At 69.8% G+C, this 23,605-nt stretch carries 19 protein-coding genes; 10 read left to right on the forward strand and 9 right to left on the reverse strand.

The annotated features are described in order from the left end of the window. Positions 1–34: 34 nt before the first annotated feature. From BKA14_RS31270 to BKA14_RS31280, 3 genes are all read right to left on the reverse strand, one after another. A complete protein-coding gene (locus BKA14_RS31270; protein ID WP_239093140.1) occupies positions 35–1,561 on the reverse strand; it encodes a protein kinase family protein in 1,527 nt (508 codons plus the stop codon). 191 nt (positions 1,562–1,752) lie between these two features. After that, the gene (murJ, locus tag BKA14_RS31275; protein WP_184954366.1) at positions 1,753–3,531 is read right to left on the reverse strand and encodes a murein biosynthesis integral membrane protein MurJ; all 1,779 of its coding nucleotides are present in this window, start codon (positions 3,529–3,531) and stop codon (positions 1,753–1,755) included. Between the two features lie 48 nt (positions 3,532–3,579). Further along, positions 3,580–4,461 (reverse strand): hypothetical protein, encoded by an 882-nt coding sequence (locus BKA14_RS31280; protein ID WP_184954367.1) that lies wholly within the window; start codon positions 4,459–4,461, stop codon positions 3,580–3,582. A gap of 100 nt (positions 4,462–4,561) precedes the next feature. On the opposite strand from BKA14_RS31280, the gene BKA14_RS31285 reads away from it, so the two are divergent. Then, positions 4,562–5,995, forward strand: a complete 1,434-nt coding sequence (locus BKA14_RS31285; RefSeq protein ID WP_184954368.1) for a CCA tRNA nucleotidyltransferase — start codon at positions 4,562–4,564, stop codon at positions 5,993–5,995. Here BKA14_RS31285 and BKA14_RS44445 read toward each other — a convergent pair. Then, complete coding sequence (locus BKA14_RS44445) at positions 5,992–6,261, reverse strand: sigma factor (protein ID WP_239093143.1); 270 nt, start codon at positions 6,259–6,261, stop codon at positions 5,992–5,994. The two genes, BKA14_RS31285 and BKA14_RS44445, sit on opposite strands and share 4 nt — an antisense overlap. A 90-nt stretch (positions 6,262–6,351) precedes the next feature. Between BKA14_RS44445 and BKA14_RS31295 the strand changes: the two genes are divergently transcribed. After that, positions 6,352–6,807, forward strand: a complete 456-nt coding sequence (locus BKA14_RS31295; RefSeq protein WP_184954369.1) for a methylated-DNA--[protein]-cysteine S-methyltransferase — start codon at positions 6,352–6,354, stop codon at positions 6,805–6,807. 75 nt (positions 6,808–6,882) lie between these two features. Here BKA14_RS31295 and BKA14_RS31300 read toward each other — a convergent pair whose 3' ends face one another. Continuing rightward, the gene (locus BKA14_RS31300; protein WP_184957067.1) at positions 6,883–7,962 is read right to left on the reverse strand and encodes an inositol-3-phosphate synthase; all 1,080 of its coding nucleotides are present in this window, start codon (positions 7,960–7,962) and stop codon (positions 6,883–6,885) included. Positions 7,963–7,982: 20 nt separating this feature from the next. Next, on the reverse strand, positions 7,983–8,633 hold the full coding sequence (locus tag BKA14_RS31305; RefSeq protein WP_184954370.1) for a PadR family transcriptional regulator: 651 nt from the start codon (positions 8,631–8,633) through the stop codon (positions 7,983–7,985). A 161-nt stretch (positions 8,634–8,794) separates the two neighbouring features. On the opposite strand from BKA14_RS31305, the gene BKA14_RS31310 reads away from it, so the two are divergent. From BKA14_RS31310 to BKA14_RS31320, 3 genes are all read left to right on the forward strand, one after another. After that, positions 8,795–9,265, forward strand: coding sequence for a DUF5318 domain-containing protein (locus BKA14_RS31310; RefSeq protein ID WP_184954371.1), 471 nt, complete (start codon positions 8,795–8,797; stop codon positions 9,263–9,265). A gap of 472 nt (positions 9,266–9,737) precedes the next feature. Further along, positions 9,738–12,191 (forward strand): transglycosylase domain-containing protein, encoded by a 2,454-nt coding sequence (locus tag BKA14_RS31315; RefSeq protein WP_239093145.1) that lies wholly within the window; start codon positions 9,738–9,740, stop codon positions 12,189–12,191. A gap of 82 nt (positions 12,192–12,273) precedes the next feature. Next, positions 12,274–13,797 carry a glycosyltransferase family 87 protein gene (locus BKA14_RS31320; protein WP_184954373.1) on the forward strand — a complete coding sequence of 508 codons (1,524 nt, stop codon included), beginning with the start codon at positions 12,274–12,276 and terminating at the stop codon, positions 13,795–13,797. A 112-nt stretch (positions 13,798–13,909) separates the two neighbouring features. On the opposite strand, the gene BKA14_RS31325 is transcribed toward BKA14_RS31320, so the two are convergent. Together BKA14_RS31325 and BKA14_RS31330 are read right to left on the reverse strand one after the other, a co-directional pair. Next, the gene (locus BKA14_RS31325) at positions 13,910–15,859 is read right to left on the reverse strand and encodes a hypothetical protein (protein ID WP_239093147.1); all 1,950 of its coding nucleotides are present in this window, start codon (positions 15,857–15,859) and stop codon (positions 13,910–13,912) included. A 22-nt stretch (positions 15,860–15,881) separates the two neighbouring features. Beyond that, a complete protein-coding gene (locus BKA14_RS31330; RefSeq protein WP_184954374.1) occupies positions 15,882–16,658 on the reverse strand; it encodes a deoxyribonuclease IV in 777 nt (258 codons plus the stop codon). A 130-nt stretch (positions 16,659–16,788) separates the two neighbouring features. Between BKA14_RS31330 and BKA14_RS31335 the strand changes: the two genes are divergently transcribed. The 5 genes from BKA14_RS31335 (at position 16,789) to rplI (ending at position 19,754) form a co-directional block, all read left to right on the forward strand. Next, the gene (locus BKA14_RS31335; protein WP_184954375.1) at positions 16,789–17,787 is read left to right on the forward strand and encodes a chromosomal replication initiator protein DnaA; all 999 of its coding nucleotides are present in this window, start codon (positions 16,789–16,791) and stop codon (positions 17,785–17,787) included. 294 nt (positions 17,788–18,081) lie between these two features. Continuing rightward, complete coding sequence (gene rpsF / locus BKA14_RS31340; RefSeq protein WP_133873827.1) at positions 18,082–18,372, forward strand: 30S ribosomal protein S6; 291 nt, start codon at positions 18,082–18,084, stop codon at positions 18,370–18,372. Between the two features lie 65 nt (positions 18,373–18,437). Beyond that, positions 18,438–19,001 (forward strand): single-stranded DNA-binding protein, encoded by a 564-nt coding sequence (locus BKA14_RS31345; RefSeq protein WP_184954376.1) that lies wholly within the window; start codon positions 18,438–18,440, stop codon positions 18,999–19,001. A gap of 49 nt (positions 19,002–19,050) precedes the next feature. Beyond that, entirely contained in the window at positions 19,051–19,290 is a 240-nt protein-coding gene (rpsR, locus tag BKA14_RS31350) for a 30S ribosomal protein S18 (protein WP_007073789.1), read from the forward strand. Between the two features lie 14 nt (positions 19,291–19,304). Continuing rightward, positions 19,305–19,754: a 50S ribosomal protein L9 gene (gene rplI / locus BKA14_RS31355; RefSeq protein ID WP_184954377.1), complete on the forward strand. Its 450-nt coding sequence runs from the start codon at positions 19,305–19,307 to the stop codon at positions 19,752–19,754. Positions 19,755–19,926: 172 nt separating this feature from the next. Here the strand turns inward: rplI and BKA14_RS31360 are convergent, their stop codons facing one another. Then, positions 19,927–23,382: a hypothetical protein gene (locus BKA14_RS31360; protein ID WP_184954378.1), complete on the reverse strand. Its 3,456-nt coding sequence runs from the start codon at positions 23,380–23,382 to the stop codon at positions 19,927–19,929. Positions 23,383–23,605 lie beyond the last annotated feature (223 nt).

Raw genomic sequence — 23,605 nt, forward strand, 5'->3', positions numbered from 1 at the left:
AACCGGACGAGGCGAGCGCGCGTGGGCCCGACTCTCAGTAACCGGAGATCGAGATCTCCTGGACGTCGACCGAGAACCGGCCCTCGCCGTCGGAGGGCAGCTTGGTCATGAAGACCAGCACGTAACGGTAGGTCTGGTCGGGATTGAAGACCGAGAACAACGTCCGGTTGCCGGTGGTCACCGTCTCCGAATCGCCCAGACGCTTGTAGTTCTCCATGATCTTCTTGTCGCCGTCGGAGGAGTCGCCGTAGTCCTCCGTGCCGGCGCGAACGTCCATGGTGACGCCGGGCTGCGACATCCGGACCTCGACCTCGGACAGCTTGCGGGCCGAGCCCAGGTCGATCAGCACGCCCATGCCCGGCTTGCGGTTACCGAAGTTGGCCTGGTTGAAGTGCTGCAGCTCCCACGCGGTCTCGTCGTCACCGTCGACGGTGTACTTCGACTCGCCGGTGTCGTCGCGGTCGCCCTTGGGCGGGTCGACGACGCGCACCATGTCGGCCGTCAGCGGGATCTTCTTCGGCTGCGGGGCGGGTGGCTGCGTGTCGGTCGCGCCGTCCGGCTCACTGCCGGCGCCCGCCTGGTTGGTGACGGTCGGCTTGGGGTCGCCCGAGCTGTTGATCGCGTTGATGCCGAAGACCAGGCCGATGACCGCGATGACGACCAGGGCGCCGACACCGATGATGATCTTCGACGTGCTCCGGGTGGGCTCGGTCGTCGTGCTCTGCGCGAACCGCAGCGGGCCGGCGTCCTCATACTCCTCCTCGGCGGAGGCATCGAGGCGGGCCAGCTCGGCGGTCAGCGAATCGGCCTCGGGCGTGGCCACCCGGGTGTCGAGCAGATCCATCGTGAGGTCGTCGAGGTAGGCCGGGACGCCGGCGCGGATCTGCCGGGGCGCGGCCGGGGCGCCGGTGCCGTCCCGGTTGGCGTCGGGCAGGGCCGAGGAGCCGACCTCGTTGTGCGGCCAGTGGCCGGTCAGGGCGAAGTAGAGAATGCCGCCGACCGCGCGGATGTCGGACTCGACGTTGTCGGCCGAGTCGGCCCGGGCGTCGGCCAGCACGACCCGGCCGTCGTCGGCGATCAGCGTGGTGCCGGGGTGCACGTTGCCGTGGACCATGCCGGTGGCGTGCACCGCGGCCAGGGCGTCGGCGATCGAGTGGGCGATGGCGGTGGCGCGGCCCGGGTCGAGCGGGCCGTCGGAGCTGACCATCTCGCGCAGCGACTCACCCTCGACCCACTCGCGCACCACGTAAGCTCGGGCGCCCTCGTCGATCGCGTCGTAGACCCCGACGAGGTTGGGATGGATCACGCGGCTGGCGTCGACGGCGGCCTGCAGCATCTCGGTGGCGGAGTCGCCACCCGGGTAACGCAGCACGACCGCGACCGGGCGCCGGAGGATGACGTCGACCCCGCGCCAGACCTGGCGGCCCGCGCTGTCGTCGTTGACGTGCTCCTCGAGCTGATAGCGCTCGGCCAGGACCTCACCCGCGGTGGGGGCACCGAACGTCATGACCGGTCCGTCCGCATCGGCCGCGGTCTCGTGGCCTTCGCCGACCTGGGTCACCAGTCCTCCTCGGTGCTCCACGCACGGGTTTGCCGTGCTCGGTGCAAATGACGATGCGCGAAAGAGCACATGCCGACACCGACCATACCCGCCCGGGGCTATCCGGCGGCAGGTCGTCCCCCCGGCGCGGCAACCCCGAGCACGCTCGGACACGCGGCCCAAGTGGCCCCTGTTACTGGTGGAACTGCTGGTCAACGACCGATTTTGCGGCGCACCATCCCGATCACCTGACTGACCTCGGCAACCCGCAGCACGGTGGCCGCGCCCAGGTAGGCGATCAGAATGACCGCACCGCCGGCCAGCAGTTGCAGAATTGCCTCACCGCGGCCGCTGGGTGCCCCCGCGCCGGGCATGAAGCGCACGACGAGCAGGCCGAGGGCGGCGGCGATCGCGGCCGCGACGAGCACCTTGATCAGCGAGACGGCGACGCTGCCCAGGTTGAGCCGGCCGATCTTGCGGCGCAGCACCGCGAGCGAGATCAGCGCCGAGACCAGATAGGAGAACGCGTTGGCGGCCGTCATGCCGGCCGCGGACAGGGACGCGCCGAGCACACCGGCCAGCACGAAATAGCCCGCGATGCGGACGGCGACGACCGGCAGATTGATCAGTGCGGCCGTCCGGTTGCCCTGCAGAGAATAAAAGGCGTACGTGCAGAGGTAGCTGACCGACAGCGGCAGCACGGCGAAGGCCGCCACCACCAGCACCGCGCCGGTGTCGAGCGCGGCGTCGTGGCTGAACGCCCCGCCCTCGAACAGCGTGACGGCGATCGGCTTGCCCAGCACGCCGTAGACGACGGCGATCGGGGCCAGCGCGGCCACGGTGAGCTTGATGCCCCGGCTCAGATCGGCGCTGACCTCGGAGAACCGGCCCTCGGCGGCGGCCGCGCTCATCTTGGGCAGCAGCGCGGTCATCACCGACACGCCGATGATGCCGTGCGCCATCATCGTCAGCAGGAAGACGTTGTTGAAGGCCAGCACGCTGGCGCTGTTCTTGCCGGCGACCCCGTTGAGGATGCGGACGACGGCGAAGATCGCGATCTGGTTGGCCCCGACGTAGAGCAGCATCCAGCCGGCCAGGCCGCCGATCTCGCGCAGGCCCAGCGAGCGCGGATCCCATCGCCACTTCCAGCTGAAGCCGACCTTGCGCAGCGCGGGCAGCAGGCCGATCGCCTGCACCACCATGCCCAGCAGCGTGCCCAGGCCGATCAGCAGGATCCGGCCGTCGCTCATGTCCTCGGGCCGCAGACCCTCGGTCGGGCCGAAGGTGACGATGAAGATGCCGCAGACGGCGATGACGACGACGTTGTTGAGGATCGGCGCCCACATCGGGGCCGCGAAATGGCCGCGGACGTTGAGCACCGCGCCGATCAGGGCCGAGAGCCCGGTGAAGAAGATGATCGGCAGGATCAGGTACGCGAAGTGGGTGACCAGGTCGCGATAGGCCGGCGAGGTCTTGTCGTCCGACTGGATCGCCGTGATGAGCGGGGCCGCCACCACCACGAGGACGGTGGCCACGCCGAGCGACACGACCGCGAACGTGAGCAGCTTGCGGGTGAATTCCAGACCGCCGTCCCGGTCGGCCTTGCGCCGGCGCACCAGCAGCGGGATCAGGACGCTGGACAGGATGCCGCCGAGCAACAGCTCGTAGATCTGGCCGGGCAGGAACTGCGCGCTGGTGTACGCGTCGCCGATGCCGTAGCCGAGGGTCATGCCGATCAGCGCGTTGCGGACGAAGCCGATGATCCGGCTGACCAGGCTGCCGATCGCCATGATGGCGCTGTTGCCGGCGGTGCCGCCGTCGTCGGACGACACGTCGCCGGGCGGGACCTCCTCGGGCGGGAGCGCCTGATCCTCGACCGCGGCCGTGTGGCCGAGCTGAGAATCAACCGAGATCACCGTGACGCCGTCCTCCGGCCGCGGCGGCTGACCGTCGGGCGTGGCATGCGCGCTGCGGTAGAGACCGCCGTTCACCGATCCTCCCGAGCCACTAGCGGAACACCCGACACCTTACGGCTCCGGTCACAGTCTGTGCCGCAGGAGCGTGCCCGGCTCCGCCCCGGCCAGCGTCTCGACCATCCAGCAGGCCTCAGCCGTCACCAGAGGCTCACTCAGCGCGTCGAGCACCGTCGGATGATCGCAACCGGCCTCGGTCAGCGCGCCGAGCAGCTCGCTGACGGGCCGGAGATCACCGGAGTCGAGGATGTGCCGCGCGATGGGCCGGGTCTCGGCGTACCACTGCTGGCTGGGCACCGCCCGCAGCAGTGCGGCCGCCCGGCGTACGAGGTCGGCCAGGTCCTCCCGGGGGAAGCGGGAGCCACTGCGGACGTCCCTGACTGCTCTTTCCGTACGGGTCAGCTCGGCGATCGAGGCCTCGTCGAGCACCTGGGGCGACAGCGCCGGTGGGGCGGGCCACCAGTCGTCGGTGGTGAACAACGGCAGCGGCGCCTGCTCGGGACCGGACGGCGCGGGCGGCGGCACCGTACGGCGCAACGACCGGTACGCCGCCTCACGCATCGCCGCGATCTCGGGCTCGTCGTCCTCGGCGGTGGCCGGCGCGAACGGCGACAACAGCGCCACGACCAGGCCCGGATGCGGCAGCGTGGGGTCACCCCAGGCGATCACCCGGCCGCACAGGTCGAGCTCCCACCAGCGCAGGGCGGCCGGACCAGGCTCGCCGGGCAGCGAGCAGGCGAGCTGGACGGGTTCACTCGACGCGGGGATCCGCAGGCCGAGCGTGCGCTCGCCGGTCTTGAGGCCGATGTCCAGCACCAGCGCGTAACCGCCGGTCACCGGGAAGGTGGTGCGCAGCTCGCTCGGCTCGTCGTCGCTGGTCACGCAGCTTTCGCCGGCCCAGAAGTCCGGGTTTTCGGCCAGGCGGAGCAGCGTGTCGGTAACGGGCACCCGCCCATCCTGCCCGGTGCTCCCCGAGACTGCCACGCCCACGTCCGCCGCCCCACCCGCCACCCTTGACCTGACCAAAGGCCGATACGCTAGTCATCCCATGTCTGTGTTGAATGCCGCCCAAGAGAACGCCGTAGCCGAGCTGCTGCGGGTCTCCCCGCTCGCCGACGAGCTGGGGCACCGCTTCGGTGCCGCCGGTCACGAGTTGCACCTGGTCGGCGGCTCGGTGCGCGACGCACTGCTGGGACGGCTCGGCGACGATCTCGACTTCTGCACCGACGCGCGGCCCGAGCAGACCCTCGCCGTGGTGCAGGGCTGGGCCGACGCGATCTGGGAGACCGGTCGCGAGTTCGGCACGATCGGCATTCAGAAGAACGGCCTGCGGATCGAGATCACCACGTTCCGCGCCGAGGCGTACGACGGGGTCACCCGCAACCCCGTGGTCGAGTACGGCGACTCGCTCCTGGAGGACCTCGAGCGCCGCGACTTCACGATCAACGCGATGGCCGTCTCGCTTCCCGGCCACACGTTCACCGACCCGTACGGGGGTCTGGACGATCTTGCGGCCCAGGTGATCCGCACGCCGGCCGCCCCGTCGCAGTCGTTCGGCGATGATCCACTTCGGATGCTGCGGGCCGCGCGGTTCGCCGCCAAACTCCGCTTCACTGTGGATCAAAAGGTCATCTCGGCCATGCGGGACATGGCCGCCGATCTCGATCGCATCACCGCGGAACGGATCCGCGACGAGTTCACCAAGCTGATGTGCGGGGCCGACCCCATCGCCGGCCTCCGCCTGCTGGTCGACACCGGGCTGGCCGACCGCTTCATCCCCGAGATCAGCGGGCTCAAGCTCGAGATCGACGAGCACGCCCAGCACAAGGACGTCTACGAGCACACGCTGATCGTCGTGCAGAACGCGATGCGGCTCGAAGGCGGCGAAGGCCCCGACTTCACGCTGCGCATGGCGGCGCTGATGCACGACATCGGCAAGCCGGCCACCAAGGCGGTCGGACGCGACGGCCGGGTCAGCTTCCACCACCACGAAGTGGTCGGCGCCCGGATGACCAAGCAGCGCATGAAGGCCATGAAATACCCCAAGGACGTGACCTCCGACGTCGTCGAGCTCGTCCACCTGCACCTGAGGTTCTACGGGTACGGGCGGGGCGAATGGACCGACTCGGCGGTGCGCCGCTACGTGACCGACGCCGGTCCCCTGCTCCCCCGGCTGCACAAGCTGACCCGCTCGGACGTGACGACCCGCAACAAGCGCAAGGCGGCCAACCTGGCGGCCGACTACGACGCGCTCGAGGAGCGGATCGCCCGGCTGGCCGAGGAGGAGGACCTGGCGCGGGTCCGCCCCGACCTCGACGGCAACGCGATCATGGAGCTGCTCGGGGTGCCGCCGGGCCCGATCGTCGGCCAGGCCTGGCGGTTCCTCAAGGAGCTGCGCCTCGACCGCGGGCCGCTGACGCGGGACGAGGCCGAGGCGGAACTCTACAAGTGGGCCCGCGACAACGGGCACCTCTCTTCCTAGGGCGTCCCGATGCTGACCCGCCGAGCGTCGAAATCGCTGGGCAGGGTCATCTCCTCGAGCAGGCGGCCGTCGGCGTCATAGAGCCGGGCGACCGCATCCGCGTCCTCGAGCCCGAGGATCTGTCCACCGTACGCCTTGGCCAGCGCGCCCTGCACCAGATCCTCCGCGGCCCGCGGATCACCGGTCAGGGCGTGCGCGATCCGGAGCAGCATCGGCCCCCGCTCCGCCACGAACGGGGTGAACTCCGCTTCGAGTGACTGCTTCACCCGTCACCTCCGCCCGGTAAGACGCCCGGCGGACGGAAAGGCTTGCACGGGTCCTCGAAGTTGTCGTACCCGGAGAGCAGAATCGGGGCCATGTTCGTCGTGGATTCGCCCATCGGGCCGCTCGGTGTGGCCGTGTCGGGTGACACGGTCGTCGGGGTGCAGTTCGGCGCCCGGCCCGGGGCTTCCGCCGTGCATCCGGCGGCTCAGCAACTCCGGGCCTACTTCGCCGGCGAGCTCACCGACTTCTCGGTGCCGTTCGAGATGCGCGGCGGTTCCGACTTCGAGCGCGCCGTGTGGGGTGAGATCGCCAAGATTCCGTACGGGGAAATGATCACCTACGGCGCGATCGCCACAGCTCTCGGTGACCCCGGGGCCGCGCGTGCCGTCGGGACGGCCTGCAATCACAATCCGATTCCGGTGATCGTGCCCTGCCACCGGGTGGTCGGCGCGGGCGGCAAGATGGTCGGCTTCGGCGGCGGCCTCGACCGCAAACGCCAGCTGCTCGAACTGGAGGCGCGGATCTCTTTGGCCCGCGCTTGGGGTTGACCCCCGCCTGGCCGAAGGATGCGCAAAGGCCGGCCCGAGTGTTCGGGCCGGCCTTCAATGCGTGGTGGGGCTGCTTCAGCGCTCGATGTCGCCGCGGATGAAGGCCTCGACGCTTTCCTTGGCGTCGTGGTCGTTGTACTGCACCGGCGGGGACTTCATGAAGTAGGACGAGGCCGACAGGATCGGGCCGCCCACGCCGCGGTCCTTGGCGATCTTCGCCGCGCGGACGGCGTCGATGATCACGCCGGCCGAGTTCGGGGAGTCCCACACCTCGAGCTTGAGCTCGGCGTTGAGCGGGGTGTCGCCGAACGAGCGGCCCTCGAGCCGGATGTAGGCCCACTTGCGGTCGTCGAGCCACGGCACGTGGTCCGACGGGCCGATGTGCACGTCGCTCTTGACCATCTCATGCGGGATCTGGGAGGTCACCGACTGGGTCTTCGAGATCTTCTTGGAGACCAGGCGGTTGCGCTCCAGCATGTTCATGAAGTCCATGTTGCCGCCGAAGTTGAGCTGGTACGTGCGCAGCAGCTCGACACCGCGGTCCTCGAACAGCTTGGCCAGCGCGCGGTGCACGATCGTGGCACCGACCTGGCTCTTGATGTCGTCGCCGACGATCGGCAGGCCGGCGTCGGTGAACTTCTGCGCCCACGCCGGGTCGGAGGCGATGAAGACGGGCAGCGCGTTGACGAACGCGCAGCCGGCGTCGATCGCGGCCTGGGCGTAGAACTTGTCGGCCTGCTCGGAGCCCACCGGGAGGTAGGAGACGACCACGTCGACCTCGGCGTCACGCAGGGCCTGCACGACGTCGACGGCCTCGGCCGAGGACTCCTCGATGATCTCGCGGTAGTAGGTGCCCAGACCGTCGAAGGTCGGTCCACGCTGGACCGTGACACCGGTCGGGGGGACGTCGGTCAGCTTGATCGTGTTGTTCTCGCTGGCGACGATCGCCTCCGCGAGGTCCATGCCGACCTTCTTGGCGTCCACATCGAACGCCGCGACGAACTTCACGTCGGATACGTGGTAGTCGCCGAAGGTCACGTGCATGAGACCCGGGACGCGGTCGTTGGGGTCGGCGTTCTTGTAGTACTCCACGCCCTGCACGAGGGACGAGGCGCAGTTACCCACACCGACGATGGCGACGCGGACGGAGCCCATCGCGTTTGCCTCCTTGTTCATCACGGCCGGTCCTTGTGCGGACGCGGGGGTTCGGGGGATGCATCCCCGGCCGTCCGCTGCGGTGGCGGCTCGGCGGAGGGGATGTCGAGTTCCCCGGCGGATCCTGCCGGGGCTCGGCCGGAGCGCTCGTTGGTGATGAGCTCCTCCAGCCAACGGACCTCGCGCTCGGCGGCGTCGAGTCCGTGGCGTTGCAGTTCAAGCGTGTAGGCGTCGAGCCGGCCGGCGGCACGCGAGAGCACGTCGCGCAGACCTTCCCGGCGTTCCTCGACGCGGCGGCGGCGGCCCTCCAGGATGCGCAGCCGGGTGGCGCGGTCGGTCCGGGAGAAGAACGCGAAGTGGACGCCGAAGCCGGCGTCGTCGTACGTCTCCGGGCCGGCCTGGGCCAGGAGGTCGGCGAACCGCTCCTTGCCCTCGGCAGTGATCTTGTAGACAACCCGGCCCCGTTTGCTGGTCATCGGGGGGATCATCGTCGGATCCGACGCGGACTCGGTGATCCAGCCGGCCGTCTGCAGGCGCTTGAGGGTCGGATAGAGGGTGCCGTAGCTGATCGCGGCGCGGATGGTGCCCAGCTTGGTGGCGAGTTCCTTGCGGAGCTCGTACCCGTGCATCGGGGTCTCCTGAAGGAGGCCGAGAATCGCCAGTTCCAGCACCGGCCGCCCTCCCCCTCGTGTGCCCCGATGTATCGGCCCGATACATCGCAACCGTAGATCCGTCGTCCCAAGTCCGCAAGCCGTTCATGATTGAGCTACACGCGCGCCACGCTGCGTGATGACTGTCGCCCCTCGCCGTTGGACCGCGTACGCTTTCCGCCATGCGCACGCAGCGGCAGCTTGTCGACTACTCGCTACAGAAGCGGGCAGTCCTGCGTGACGTGCACAACGGCAAGATCGGGACGCTCGAGGTGTGCGATGCCTCGCCATACCTCAAAAGCGCTGCTCGATTCCATGGCGAGCCGACCGACGAGCGCTGCCCGATCTGCCGCCGCGACAATCTCACCCTTGTGCACTACATCTACGGCGACGAGCTCAAGCAGACCGCCGGACAGGCCCGCAAGCTCGCGGAGCTGCCTGTCCTGGCGATGACGCTGCGTGAGTTCCAGGTCTTCGTCGTTGAGGTGTGCCAGTCCTGCGCGTGGAATCACCTGACCCAGCAGTTCCTGCTCGGCCGGGACGCGCTCACCGCCGATGAACTTGATCGGGTCGAGGCGGTTGCCGCCTCGTCCGCCGCGGGCCGCCACCGCGAAATCGGGTCATCGTCACACAATTGGGACAGCCGCCAATGACGCGGTTCGATCTCGCTACCGTTGACGTGACCCCGACCGGCTCGCGCATCCAGCGCACCAGCCGGTCATTTCCGACATCAGTCAGGGCGGCTGCCGGTACGCAGCCCGAATCGTCCGCTGGTGGCGTTGCGGGGAAGGGCCTCTCCAGGGCTCTCCTCGCATGCGTCCACGCGACCGAGGTGTAGACCGCATGAACCCGTACGGCGAACCGCAGTCTTCGCGTGCCCGGGCTCGAGTGCCCGGGTCCGCCGGCTCAACGCCAGACGACCAGCCTCGCTCCTCCTATTCGGGCTCGGCTCGGCCCTCGGGCTCCGCCCGGCCCGCGCCCGACGCGTATCGCCGTGGGGCCGGTGGACGCGCCGCGGTGGGCAACGGCACATCCGGGCGGGCGTCGGTCGGCAGCGCGTCCGTCGGTAGCGCGTCCGTGGGCAGCGCGTCAGTAGGTTCGGCTCGAGTCGGTGGTTCAGCCCGTGTGGGCGCCGCCGCTCCCCCACCCGGACGCGCATCGGTCGCGCGTGCCGCCGTACGGCCGGGAACTTCTGGTTTTGGTTCTGACGACGAGGGCAGCTTCGGTGGCGGCCGGTCGGTCAAGGGCAAGGACAAGTCGAAGGCGGCCAAGCGCCGTCGCCGCACGAACATCCTGACCGCCGCGGCGGCCGTCGTGGTCATCCTGCTCGGCGCGGGTGTGGTCGGCGGCACGTACTTCTTCGACGACGTCGACCTGCCGCCGCCGGTGAGCGAGGACCAGTCGAATGTGATCCTCGACTCCACTGGCGCCGTCATGGCCAAACTCGGTGATCAGAACCGCACAGTGGTGCCCGAGGCGAAGATCAACAAGATCGTCGAGCACGCCGTCGCGGCCGCCGAGGACAAGAACTACTACAAGCACCACGGCATCGACATGAAGGGCATCGTCCGCGCCGCCTGGAACAACTTCACCGGCGGCGCCACCCAGGGCGCCTCGACGATCACCCAGCAGTACGCGCGGCACGCGGCCGAGCTGAAGGACATCAGCATCAACCGCAAGCTGCGCGAGGCGGTCATCGCCCGCAAGCTGGAGTCGAAGTACAACAAAGACCAGATCATGGGGATGTACCTCAACTACATCTACCTGGGTCAGGGGCGCTACGGCATCGAGGCGGCGGCGCAGGGCTACTTCGGCAAGTCGGTGATGACGCCGGCCGGGCAGAAGAACGCGATCACCCCGTACGAGGCGGCGGTGCTGGCCGGCATCATCAAGCAACCGGAGCCGAGCGAGAGCCACCAGGGCTACGACCCCACCGTGAACCCCACCGCGGCCAAGGAGCGCTGGGAGTACACGATGGCGAACATGCTCGAGATGGGCTGGATCTCGAAGGACGTCTACGACAAGCGGAAGTACCCGACGCCCAAGCAGGCCGGCAAGGCCAAGGTCAAGAGCACGGCCAACAAGCCGGTCGGCATGGTCATGCGGCACGTCCAGGCCGAACTGGCCGAGATGGGCATCAGCGAGGATCAGTTCAAGAAGGGTGGCCTGACCGTCACCACGACGATCGACCCCGTGGTGCAGAAGGCGGCCGAGGAGGCGGGCTCGCGCAAGAGCGAGGAGTCGCCGATGAACGGCAAGCCGGCGACCTATCAGGCCGCGGTGATCGGCATCGACCCGAAGACCGGGCGGGTGCTCGGCTACTACGCCGGCGACGACCCGGACGGGCTCGACTACGGCGGCTACCTGTCCGGCGACGGCAAGAAGATCATTGGTGGCCAGTCCCCCGGCTCGACGTTCAAGATCTATACCTTGGCGGCCGGGCTGAAGGAGGACATCTCCTTCAAGACGACCTGGGACGGCACCAAGCTGCGCCCGAACGGCACGAAGATCAGCAACGCGGGTGCCGATCCGGGAGCGGTCTGTAAGGGCAAGATCAAGTTCTGCGACCTCGAGACGGCGACGATCAAGTCGTACAACTTCCCGTTCTACTGGATCGCCGACGCCATCGGCCGGGACAAGGTCATCGCGGCCGCCCGGGACGCCGGTGTCCGCCACATGTTCACCGACGACGGCAAGATGGTCGACCTGAAGAAGACCGACAAGTCGACGTGGGAGAAGACGGGCTACTTCGACAACGAGGTCGCCTTCGGTCAGTACCGTGTCGTCCCGCTCGAGCACGCCGAGGGCGTCGCCACGATCGTCGGCAACGGGGTGCACCACGACGCGCACTTCATCAAGTCGGTGACGAGGGTCGACCCCGAAACCGGCAAGAAGACGGTCGTCGGCAGCGAGAAGACCGAGGGCAAAGAGGTCTTCGATCCCGACCAGATGTCGAACCTGCAGTCGGTGCTGAAGGAGATCGTCCGGGTCGACGACCGTGACCTGCGCGGCGGCCAGCAGAGCATCGCCAAGTCCGGCACCTGGGAGTTCAAGGAAGGCAGCGGCGACACCTGGTTCGTCGGGGGCATGCCGCAGCTAGCCGCGACCGTCTGGGTCGGCGGGGCCAAGGACAAGGTCGAGCTCAAGGAGTCCAACGGCCGCGACATGTTCGGCGCCGGCACCCCGTCCAAGATCTGGAAGAAGTTCCTGGACGCCGTGATCAAGGCGAAGGACCTGCAGAACGAAGACTTCCCGAAGCGCGTCGAAACCGGCAACCCGGACAGCCCCTTCGCCAACGGCCAGGAACCGCCGCCGCCGCCCGCCCGCGACGACAACGACGACAACGAGGGCGGGGACTGCGTGCTCGGCGTGATCGGCCCCGACTGCAACCAGAACAACAACGGTGGCAACAACGGCGGCGAGAACAACGGCGGCGGAGACAACAACGGCGGGGACAACAACGGCGGAAACGACGGCGGCGGGGACGACGGAGGTGGTGACGACGGGGGCGGTGCACCCGAGAACACCCCCGAGACGCAGCTGCCGACCATCAACCCGACAATCCAGCCACAGAACTAGCGCTCGGTTCGTCCCATGCTTCCGGACATCCCCGCAGGGCGTTGAAGGAAGCATGGGACGAAGTACGGCATGATGCCATGTCATGAGCACGCAACCGTCCGAGGACATCGACCGCCCTGACAAGCCGAGCGCGCCGGCGACGTCGGACGGCTTCGTGCGCGGCATCTCCCAGGCCATCGGCGGGCCGCTCGGCTCACACGCCGTCAAGCCCGAAGCCCGGCGCGGCCGGTTCTGGACGGCGACGCGCATCATCCTCGCGCTGACGTGCCTGACACTCGCGTTCTCCTGGGTGCAGAAATCGCCGTGCCAGAGCGGCGACTGGCAGCAGAACGTGCAGTACACGCGGTTCTGCTACACCGATGTGCTGGCGCTCTACTACGCCGAGCACCTCAACGAGGGCGCGGTGCCGTACAAGGACTGGCCCGTCGAATACCCGGTGGTAACCGGCTACTTCATGGGTGCGCTGGGGCTGCCGGTGCACGCCTACGGGCAGGACCACCCCGAGATCAACCAGGGCACGTGGTTCTACAACGCCAACGCGATCATCCTGTCGGCGCTGGCCGTGGCGACCGCGGCGATCCTCCTGGCCCTGCGACGCCGCCGGCCCTGGGACGCGGCGATCTTCGCGGTGTCGCCGATCATCTTCTTCACGGCCACGGTCAACTGGGACTTCCTGGCCATCGGACTGGCCGCGGTCGGGCTCTGGCTGTGGGCCAAGAAGCATCCGGCCTGGGCGGGAGTCTTCCTCGGGCTGGGCGGCGCGGCCAAACTGTGGCCGCTGTTCATCCTCGGGCCGTTGCTCGTGCTGGCCCTCAGATCGAAAGCGCTGCGCTCGTGGACGGCGGCGCTGGCCACCGCGGCCGTGGCCTGGGCTGCGGTCAACTTCCCGGTCTTCTACCTCTACCACGAGAGCTGGCTGAAGTTCTTCCGCCTCAACAGCGAACGGCCGATCGACTGGGGCACGCTCTGGTACGTCGGGCGCTACCTCGACGGCAAATGGAACTCGGGCGCCGCGGGTGATCAAGGACCGTTCCAGTGGCTGAGCGACCACGTCCCCCAGCTCAACCTCCTCTCGTACGCCCTCTTCGGGCTGGCCTGTGCCGGCATCGGTCTGCTGGCCTGGCTCGCGCCGCGCCGGCCGCGGGTCGCCCAGCTGTCGTTCCTCGTGGTGGCCGCGTTCCTGATCACGAGCAAGGTCTGGTCCCAGCAGTACGTGCTGTGGCTCCTCCCCCTGATCGTGCTGGCCCGTCCCCGCTGGGGGGCGATCATCGCCTGGACCGTGGCCGAGTTCGGCTACTTCACCGCGTTCTACGCCGAGCTCATGGGCGCCGGGGGCAAACCGGTCATCCCCGAAGGTACGTTCGTGCTGGCCTCCAGCCTGCGCCTGATCACCGTGGCGGTGCTGTGCGGGTTGGTGATCCGGGAGATCTGGCGGCCCGAACTCGACGCGGTGCGCCAGTCCTACGACGACGACCCCGACGGGGGGCCGCTGAACCGGCCGGACGCCCCGTGGATCGGCACACTGCGGCGGAGGTTCCGCTTGGACCGCTCCCCCGCTGTCGCACCCGCCGAGCCGCCGAGCCCACCGGTCGCGGCCAAGGTCTAGGCGCCGGGCCTGTCAGCTTCGCGCTCGGCGGTGACGATGTCGCCCGGTCGGAGGTCATCGCCGCGTCGTATTGTGCGGCTCCTCGCCGGTTTCGGCTGCCCGCCCACTTCTGTCAGCGGAGGTGGAAGAGAACGGCGTCGTCGAGGTCTTCGCGGCGGATGTTGAGGGCGTCGACCGGGATGTCGCCGGCGCGTTCCCACGGGGTGCCGGCCGACTGCGAGCGGAGGAGCAGCACGCGGTCGATGTTGAGGGAACGAAGGTAGTCGATGCTGGCGGCGTCGGGGAACGCTTCGACGTTCCGGCGCAGTTCGGCCTGGCGGGCGGCGGCGAAACCGCCGTTGGTGCCGTTGACCATGGGCTGGAAGCGGGTGGTGGACCACAGCATGACGGTCTGATCGGTCAGGGCTGTCGTGGGCAGCACCAGCATCGGGCCGCTGACCGTGCGCATGGCCGTCGGCTGGGCCGGGACGAGCGGGTGAGCCGTCGCGTTCCATCCCTCGAGCAGCACCAGCATCAGCGGCACGAAGGTGGCCAGACGCAACCACGGGCCGGGCCAGGGCGGAATGCGCTGCTCGGAGAGGTGCTCGGCGCGCCGGACGAACTCGGCTACGGCGCCGGCCGCCAGGACGGCCAGGAGCAGGGTGGCCCAGATCATGAGCCGGCCCGGGATGCGCAGGCCCAGAGACCCGGGCAGGTGGCCGAAGACGGGAAGGTAGGTCCAGCGGCCCTCGTAGAAGTTGGTGCCGAGGGTCAGGACGATGGTGACGGCCAGAGCGGCGAGCAGGAGAAGACGCTGGCGCAGCGTCCAGATCGAGAACGCCAGGCCGGCGAGCGCAAGTGCATAGAGGACGAAGCCGGGCAGCAGCCCCATCTCGGCCGGCCAGCCCAGCGACGAGCGGGGCACGTCGTGCGGTGCGCCCCAGATGCGGGACTCCGCGGGACCGATGAGCAGGCTGCGCAGCGGGGGTGAGAAAAAGGCGATCTCGGTGCCGGCCGGGCCCGAGTCGGGGACGCGGAAATACGGAATGGCGATCAGGCCGCTCACGCCGGCCAGGAACAGTGGGCCCAGAGTGTCGGTGAGCATCAGGCGCCAGCCGAGCACCGGGCGTTCGGCGGGGCGGCGCAGGCGGCGGATCGGCACCCCGAGGAGCAGCACGAGCAGGATGAGCCCGAGCACGATCAGGAACGGGCCGCCGAGCGAGAAGCCGAGACTGACCTGCCACGTGGCAACCAGCCAACCGGCGGCGGCCCACCTGGCGTCACGGGCCTGAGGGCGCAGGCCGCGGCGCAGCGACCAGCCGTGGCCGCGGGCCAGCATGGCCAGGGCGAGCGGGATGCCGCCGGCCGAGATGATGTCGAGGTGGCCCTCCTGGGCCAGACGCCAGGGGGCGTACGCGATGGCCACGGCGGCCACGGCGGCGCCCGTACGGCCGGCGCCGAGCTGGCGCACCAGGGCGTAACCGCCGATCGTGAGCAGCGCGTGGGCCAGCACGAAGAGGATGTTGTAGCGCAGGATGGCGGCCGCCGGACCCTCGCCGATCATGCCGAACGGGGCGTAGCCGAGCAGGCTGTTGCCGAACGCGAAGGTGTCGGTCAGCGGGAAGAAGGCGTTGGACTGCCACAGGCGGGCCGGGTCGGTCAGCAGGATGTGCCCGGACCAGGCAATCTGCCAGGCCTGCCGGGACGGGTCCCAGACGTCCTGCGGCAACGTGTGCAGCGGGTAGCGCAGGGTCGGCCAGGTCAGGGCGACGGCCAGCAGGACGCCGGCGTAGATGACGATGGCGTATTCGTGGATCAGCGACCGGAAGAACCGGCGCATGCCCCGGCGGAGCAGGCCCGGCGGGCGTTCCGAGGTGCTGGCGAAGGCCTTCCACGGGTCGGGCGGGGTGCCGGGTGGGCGCTCGGAAGGAAGTGGCTCCTTCGCCTTTCCGGTCTTCTGTGGACCGACGACGGCTTTGGGTTGGTCGGCCTTGGGCGCGTCCGTTTTGGGCGCGTCCGTTTTGGGCAGGCCGGCCTTTGTCTGCGTCGTGGCGGTGGGGTGTTTCGGCTGCTCGGCGGTCATGAGCGTCTCCCCGTGCGGCGCGTCAACGACCCGTACGCTCCCGTAGGAGCGCGATGTCGGCGGTCTGTCCCTCGCTGCCGCCCGGTGTCTCGACGACTGCCGGTGCGCCGGCGGCCCGGATCGCGGCCACGATGAGGTCCGGATCGATCTTGCCATTGCCGAGGTTGTCGTGCCTGTCCTGGCCCGAGTCGAATCCGCCCTTGGAGTCATTGGCGTGGATCAGGTCGATGCGGCCCGTGATCGCCTTGACCCGGTCGACGATGCCGACCAGATCTTCGCCACCGGCGTAGGCATGGCAGGTGTCCAGGCAGAAGCCGGCGCCGAACGAGCCCACCGCCTCCCACAGCCGGGCCAGGTCGTCGAAGCGGCGGGCGCATGCGTTGTCGCCGCCGGCTGTGTTCTCGATCAGGATCGGCAGCGGCAGGCCGCCGTCATTCTCCGCGTATTCGAAGGCCTTGCGCCAGTTCTCGAAGCCGGCCGCCAGATCTTCGCCCTTGCCGACGTGGCCCCCGTGCACGATCAGGCCCTTGGCCCCCAGCTCGGCCGCGGCCTTGGCGTGCGCCACCAGCAGCTTGCGGCTGGGGATGCGGATGCGGTTGTTGGGGGAGGCGACATTCACGATGTAGGGCGCGTGAATGTAGACGTCCACCTCGGACGCGCGCAGCGCCTCGGCATCCTCACGCGGTTTGGGGGTTTTGTAACCCTGGGGGTCGGTCAGGAAGAACTGCACCGCCTCGGCGCCGCGGGCAGTGGCCTCCTCGAGCGGGGCGGCGGGATCGACATGGGCTCCGATGCGCATGGGACGAGACTACGACGACCGTCCGACAGTTTCCGCCGCGCGTCACCGCCGCTTGCTGGGTCTCGTTAGTTCCATTGATCACGTTTGACCGATATCGGCCACGGGGCCGGTGCGAAGTGGGAGATGGTGCATGTCGCGGCAGGTCCGACAACGGGTGACGGCGATCGTGCTGGGTGGTCTGATTTTCGGTGCGCCGATGCTGGCGAACGGGACGGCCAGCGCGGACCCGGTGTCGGCGGGCGCCCGCCAGGTGACGTTCTCGGGCGGTGGGATGTTCGGCATCTCGTGCGAGTCCCGGCCGAGCGTGGAGTCGATGACCGTGCCCGCGCAGAGCACCATCCGGGTGGTCAACGCGACCGGGCACGCCGCGGACCTCATGCTCGGCGGGGCCGCCAAGGGCACGCTGCCGGACGACTCCTCGACCGAGGTGATCTTCCGGCGGGGCACGACCTCGGTGACGCTCAGGCCCAACTGCGCGATCGGTGACGAGGTGGATCCGGTGCTGATCACCGCCTCGCCATCCGCATCGGCGACGACGCCGTCCGACCCCGGCGCGGCTCTTCCCACGGACGACGCGAGGCCGATGTCGCTGCCGCCGAGCGGTCCCGGCGATTCCTCCGATCCCCCGTCGAGCTTCCAGGCCGCGCCGGCCGAGCGCCCGACTCGGGACCGGGTCGCCACCACCCGTCCGGACACCCGCGAGCCGGTCGTGCCACGAACTGATGCCGCGGCGCAGGCGGCCACCACTTCGGCGCAGGCCATGCCCCACGGTGGTGCCGCTCCGCGGGCCAGGACCAGGACCAAGGTCGCGCCCGCCACGCCGAGCGGCGTGGCCCCCGAGTTCGCCGGGATGCCCCCGGGCAGCGAGAAGACCCTGCTCCCGGGCGTACCGCAGCTGGATCCGGCACCGGTGACGGTCGACGTCGCCCCGGTCGTGCCGGCCGCGCCACCCGCTGCGCCGACCCCGGTCGCGGCGGCGGAACCGGTGGCCGCGCTGGAGCCGCTTCCCGAGGGCGGTAATCCGCTGGGGCTGCTCGCGCTCATCGCCACCGTCTGTGTGGCCGGAGTAACAGTTGCCGCAATTCGGTCAATCGTGTCGCAACGTGCAAATAGGGCGGGAATCGCGTAGTCTCTTCCACGTCAAGCTCCGCGGGGCGTCCGCGTCCAACCTCATCGGTGTGGTCGTTCCTCCCCAGGTCCCACCCAGCGAATGCGGATCGGGCGCCCCGCGGCTCCACCAGGAAGGACCCCGTCATCACGGCGGGGTCCTTCTTTTTGGTGCCACGACCGTCGCGGGTATGCTTGCTCGGTTCGCAGTGCGGCCGCCGTGGGTCAAGCTCCCACGGCATTCTCATGCGATCGACACAAGACCTCCTGCCACGGAGAGACCGTGGCCGTTCAGCCCACAGGAGGTGAGAACGTCTTGCGTCATTACGAACTCATGGTGATCCTCGACCCTTCGCTCGAGGAGCGCCTCGTCGGCCCGTCGCTCGATCAGTACCTGAATGTCATCAGGACCGCGGGTGGCTCGGTGGAAAAGCTCGACGTCTGGGGCCGTCGCCGGCTCTCGTTCGAGATCAACAAGAAGGCCGAAGGCATCTACGCGGTCGTCGACCTGCAGGCGACGCCCGAGGCAGTGGCCGAGCTGGACCGTCAGCTCCGGCTCAACGAGTCCATCCTGCGTACCAAGGTCATCCGGCCCGAGACCCGCTGAGCCTCGTTTTTGTCAGGGGGTTCTGAGAACCTCCACCGAACGAGCAAAGCGGCGAGGAGAAGATCATGGCAGGAGAAACCGTCATCACGGTCGTCGGTAACTTGACCGACGACCCCGAGCTGCGCTTCACCCCGTCGGGTGCGGCGGTCGCGAAATTCCGCATCGCTTCGACGCCGCGGACCATGGACCGTGAGTCGGGTCAGTGGAAAGACGGCGAGCCACTCTTCCTTGCGTGCAACATCTGGCGTGACGCCGCCGAGCACGTCGCCGAGTCGCTTCAGCGCGGCTCCCGCGTGATCGTGCAGGGCCGGCTGCGCCAGCGGTCCTACGAGACGCGCGAGGGCGAGAAGCGCACCGTCTACGAGCTCGAGGTCGACGAGATCGGCCCGTCGCTGCGGTATGCCACGGCCAAGGTGCAGCGGATGAACCGCTCCGGCGGTGGCGGGGGCGGCGGCTTCGGCGCCTCCGGTGGTGGCGGCGGTGGAAACCGTCAGCAGTCCAGCAACGGTGGCGGCGGAGGAAACAACTTCGACGACCCGTGGGCGACGGCGGCTCCGGCCTCCAGCAGCGGCGGCCGCTCCGGCGGCGGCGGCAACAACTCCTCGTTCGACGACGAGCCTCCCTTCTAGCCCGCAGGGTCACTGACCCCAGGGCTTACTGAGTTCAGGAGTAAGAGCAATGGCTAAGGCTGCGGCGCTTCGCAAGCCGAAGAAGAAGGTGAACCCGCTCGACAAGGACGGGATCACCTACATCGACTACAAGGACACCGCCCTGCTGCGGAAGTTCATCTCCGACCGGGGCAAGATCCGTGCCCGCCGGGTCACCGGGGTGACGTCCCAGCAGCAGCGGCAGATCGCCCGCGCGGTCAAGAACGCCCGCGAGATGGCGCTTCTGCCGTACACGGCGACGGCGCGCTGAGGAGGATCACCGATATGAAGATCATCCTCACTCAGGAGGTGTCGGGTCTCGGCACCCCCGGCGACATCGTCGAGGTCAAGAACGGCTACGGCCGTAACTACCTGCTGCCTCAGGGGTTCGCGATCCAGTGGACCAAGGGCGCCGAGAAGCAGGTCGCGGTCATCAAGCGGGCGCGTGACGCCCGTGAGATCCGTGACCTGGGCCAGGCCAACGAGGTCAAGGCTCAGCTGTCCGGCCTCAAGGTGACGCTGACCGCCCGCTCCGGCAACGGCGGCCGGCTGTTCGGCTCGATCACCCCGGCCGAGATCGTCGACGCGGTCAAGACCGCCGGCGGTCCGGTCCTCGACCGGCGCCGCCTCGAGCTGCCCGGCCACATCAAGACCACGGGCGCGTACAACGTCCAGGTCAAGCTGCACCCCGAGGTGACCGCGACGTTCCCGGTGAACGTCGTCGCCGCCAAGTAAGACCGCAACGCACCGAGAGGCGCGTCGGGATCGAAAAGATCTCGGCGCGCCTTTTGTTCGTCGGGCGACGACGAGCTCACGGCGACTGGCGGCTCGTGGTCCAGCAGCCCACTGCATCGGGCGAGCCGGTCGTGCTGTGGGCGTGCTGGTCCGAGGGCCTCGGCGGGCGCCGTCAGCTGAGGCTGTTGCCGGTGATGGCTGAGGTCAGCACGGTGGCCAAGCCGCCGCCGACCACGGCCGCGGCCAGGCCGACGCTGATCGCCTTCCACGAATGGCTGACGAAGCGCAGGCCGATCGCCACGACCACGCTGAGCACAAGCGAGACCAGGAACTGCGGGGCCGCCTTGGCCAGCGTGGACAGCGCGTGGCCGGAGGCGCCGGTGCCCACGACCAGCATGTAGGCGATGAACAGGACCACCGGAACGCCGTACCAGATGACGGTGTAACCGACCGCGGCGAGCGGGCCACCGGACTCCTGTTCGCCCTCCTCATCGTCCGGATCGAGCAGATCGCTCTTCCGGACCGTCGGGTAGGACCCGGTGACCGGGCGACGCTCGTAAGCGCCGGAGGGACCGTTCCAGCTTGCCCCGCCGCGTGCGGGCATCGCCGAGACGTCCCGCGGCACCGGCGAGATCAGCGACGTCGACGTGGTGGATAAGTTTGATTGTCCCTGGACCGCGGCTGAGCCGCCGGCCCGAAAGGGCACGTAATCCGAGGTGCCATATCGTCGGGACTCGCCCTCGGCCAGATTGCTCTGATCGGCCAGGTCGCGCCGCCAGTCCCCGCCGCCGCCCTCGCGGTAGACGGCGCTGCCGCGCGCACGTTCCCGGCGTTCCTCGAGCGCCCACGACGCCGGGTCGGGGGCCGCGGCGCCGGTGTCGGCCGGGTCGCGCAGCGTCCACGGCGCGACCTCCTCGGGGCGTCCCGGTCGGCTCGGGCCGGGTTGCCACACCTCGGGGCTCAGCGGCGCCGCGGCGTACGCGGACGAGTCGACCGCGTCCCCACCGGCGCGGCGGCGGCCCGAGCGCGAGGACTCGCCGTACGGGTCGTCCTGAGGAATGCCGCTGGCCGGGGCCGTAGGCGAATAGCTCGGAGTGGAGCTGACCGGCACGGAGGCCGCGGCCGAATAGCCAGGACCGCTGCGGGGAGCCGACGACGACCAGCCGTTGATCGGGCCACCGGGCACGCCACTGGCCGGGGCGGCGGGATAAACCGTCGTCGCGTCGTCGCCGTAGCTGGGCGCGCTGCGCGGGGCACTCGGAAGAGCGGGCCGGCCACCGTACGGGGGTGCGGACGCGCTGCCGTACGCCGTGCCGCTGCGCGGGGCGTTGCCGGGCTCGTCGCGATATCCCCGGCCCGGAGGCGGCTCCTCGTAACCCCGCCGGGGCGGCTCCTGATAGCCACGACTCGGCGGTGGCTCGTCGAAACGGCGGCCCGGCGGCTCCTCATAGCCACGCCCGGTCGGCGGCTCCTGGTAACCGCGGGCCGGGGGCTCCTGATAGACGCGACCGGTGGGCTCGTCGTAGCCCCGGCCGGTCGGAGCCGCGCCGTAGCCACCGCCCGGAGGCGGGTCGTAGCGGTCGTCGTCACGCCCGCGCCGGGGGACGGCGCTGGACGGCGTCACACCGTACCCACGGGCCGATTCGTCGGCATAGGGGGCGGCCGAGCTGGTCGGCGCTGAACCGTACGGACCGTCGGAATACGGGGTCGCGCTGCGCGGCGCGGGGGCCGGGGGCAGCGGCGGCGTGTTGCGCCAGCCACCAGTGGCCGGCTCAGTCTGATCCGGAGCGGCCGACGGTGGGGCGGGCAGGGCGCGCGGGCCTTGACCCATCGCCTCCCGTCGGTCGGCCTCGCGGCGCCAGGCCAGGATGCGCGGGTCGTCCTCGGAGCGGCTCCACTGGCCGGTGTCGGGGTCGCGGACCCAGCTGCTGGTGTCGGGCTCGGCCTCCCACGAGCCGGTCTGCTCGCGCCAGTCGTCGTTGCCGCCCTTGTATTTCGCCCGGCCCGTGGGAGCGCCGGTCGGGGCGCTGCGCGGGGCCGAAGCGGGGGCACTGCGGGGGGCTGTCGGCGGAGCGCTGCGCTGAGCGGACGGGGGTGCGCTGCGCGGGGCCGGCGGGGCACTGCGCTGAGCCGGCGGCGGCGCCGGCATCGGCACGGCACTGAACGTCGCGGTCTCGTCCGGCTCGGCCCGGGCCCGGCGCGGCGCCCGCGACTCCGGGGCGCGGGGCTCGGCCACCGGAGGCGGATAGGCCGCGGCGGCGCTGGTCGGGTAGGACGAGCGAGGATAACCGGGCTCGTCGTCGGCGTAACGGTGCGGGCGCTGGCGGCGGCCACCCGGGGCCGGATCGGGCTCGGGAGCGTACCGGGGGCGCGCGTCGTCGTAGGTGCCGTCGTAGGCGGGCGGGAGGGCGCGCGAGGTCGAGGTGTCGTCGCGGCGCGGCTGGCGTGGCGGCGGCTCGTACGGCGGGGCCGGTGGCATCTCGTAGCCGGGACTTTCCCCGTACGAGGTGGGCTGAGGGCGAGCCTCGTCGCGCCGATTCACGTTGCGAGAGCCGAAGCCCGTGCCCGTGCCCCAGCTCGTCGACGAGGAGGACGGGGCGGGCGTGTCGCCGTACAGCTGAATGCTGCCGGTGTCGGTGTGGCGCGCCCAGTTGCCGGTGTCCTCCCAGCTGTCGGCGTCGGAACGACCGCTCGACCAGCCCGTACCCCCGGAAGGAGCGGAACCCGGCTCCGGAGCGCGACGTCGCCCCACCTGCGGTGACCGGTCGCCCGCATCGCGTCGCCAGGCGGCCCGATCGTCCTCCCGCACCAGGTGACGGCCGTCGTCGCGCTGATCCTCGGAACGCAGCCAGCTCGTGCCGGTGTCGGCGGCCGAGCGCTGATCGGTCAGGTCGGTCCAGGTCGCCGAGCCCTCGATCGCGTCCCGTTGCCACGAGGGACGGGAATTCCACGACGGCTGCGGCGTGGGCTCGGCCAGCTGCTGCCACGACGGTGAGCTTTCCGCAGGCGTCCGGGGGGAGGGCTGCTGCCAGGACGGCGTGGTCGTCTCGCTCGCGCGCGACCGGCTCCGGGGGGCCGAGTCGTCCGGCGAGTCGGTGAACTGCTGCCAGGCCGGGCGGGAATCGTCGCGGGAGTCGTCCGACCAGGCCGTGCTCGAAAGCGCGGGCTGAGCCATCGGCGTCTCGGCAGCCGGCGGGTAGGAGTCGTTGCCACCCGTCTGCCACGCCTCGGTCGTCGAACGCCAGACGTGGGTGCCGGTGGTGGAGCGCCACTCGGTGGTCTGCCGCCAGCGGGCGCCGGTCGCGCGCCACTCGGCGGTCTCGGTGCGCCAGCCCACGCCGTCGGCCGGGAACGTGGGACGGCCCGTCTCGGCCGCGTCGGACCAGCGGTTAGCCGGCTCCACAGCCTGATGCGGGTCGGGCTCCGACTGCTGCGCCCACGCGTCGGCCCGGCGCTGCCAATCGAGAGCCTCGGCGCTGGGCTGCATGCTGCCGGTGTCCGTCAGCGCCGACCATTTCTGCTCAGAATCGCCGAAATCGGACGAATCCGAGCTGCGGGAGGAACGCGACTCGGCCGCTCGTCGCTCACGCGACATGCGGGCGCCGTAGTCCCACTCCCGTTGGTCCACCTGAAAAGCGTGCCTTCCGCGCGTCGGAACCGCAACGCCTCCGCGCGACGGCTTGCTCACGCCGGGCACCTTTTCGCACTTGTGCAGGTGTTTTTTCCCCTCCACAGGTGGGGACTGCGAAATGCCTGCTCGGCAAGGCTGAACCTTAGCCGTCCCCAGGACTTATACACAGGCTGTGCACAGGGCTACCCACAGGATCGGGCGGGATGTCCACAGGTTGTCC

The sequence above is a fragment of the Paractinoplanes abujensis genome (assembly GCF_014204895.1).
GTDB lineage: Bacteria > Actinomycetota > Actinomycetes > Mycobacteriales > Micromonosporaceae > Actinoplanes > Actinoplanes abujensis.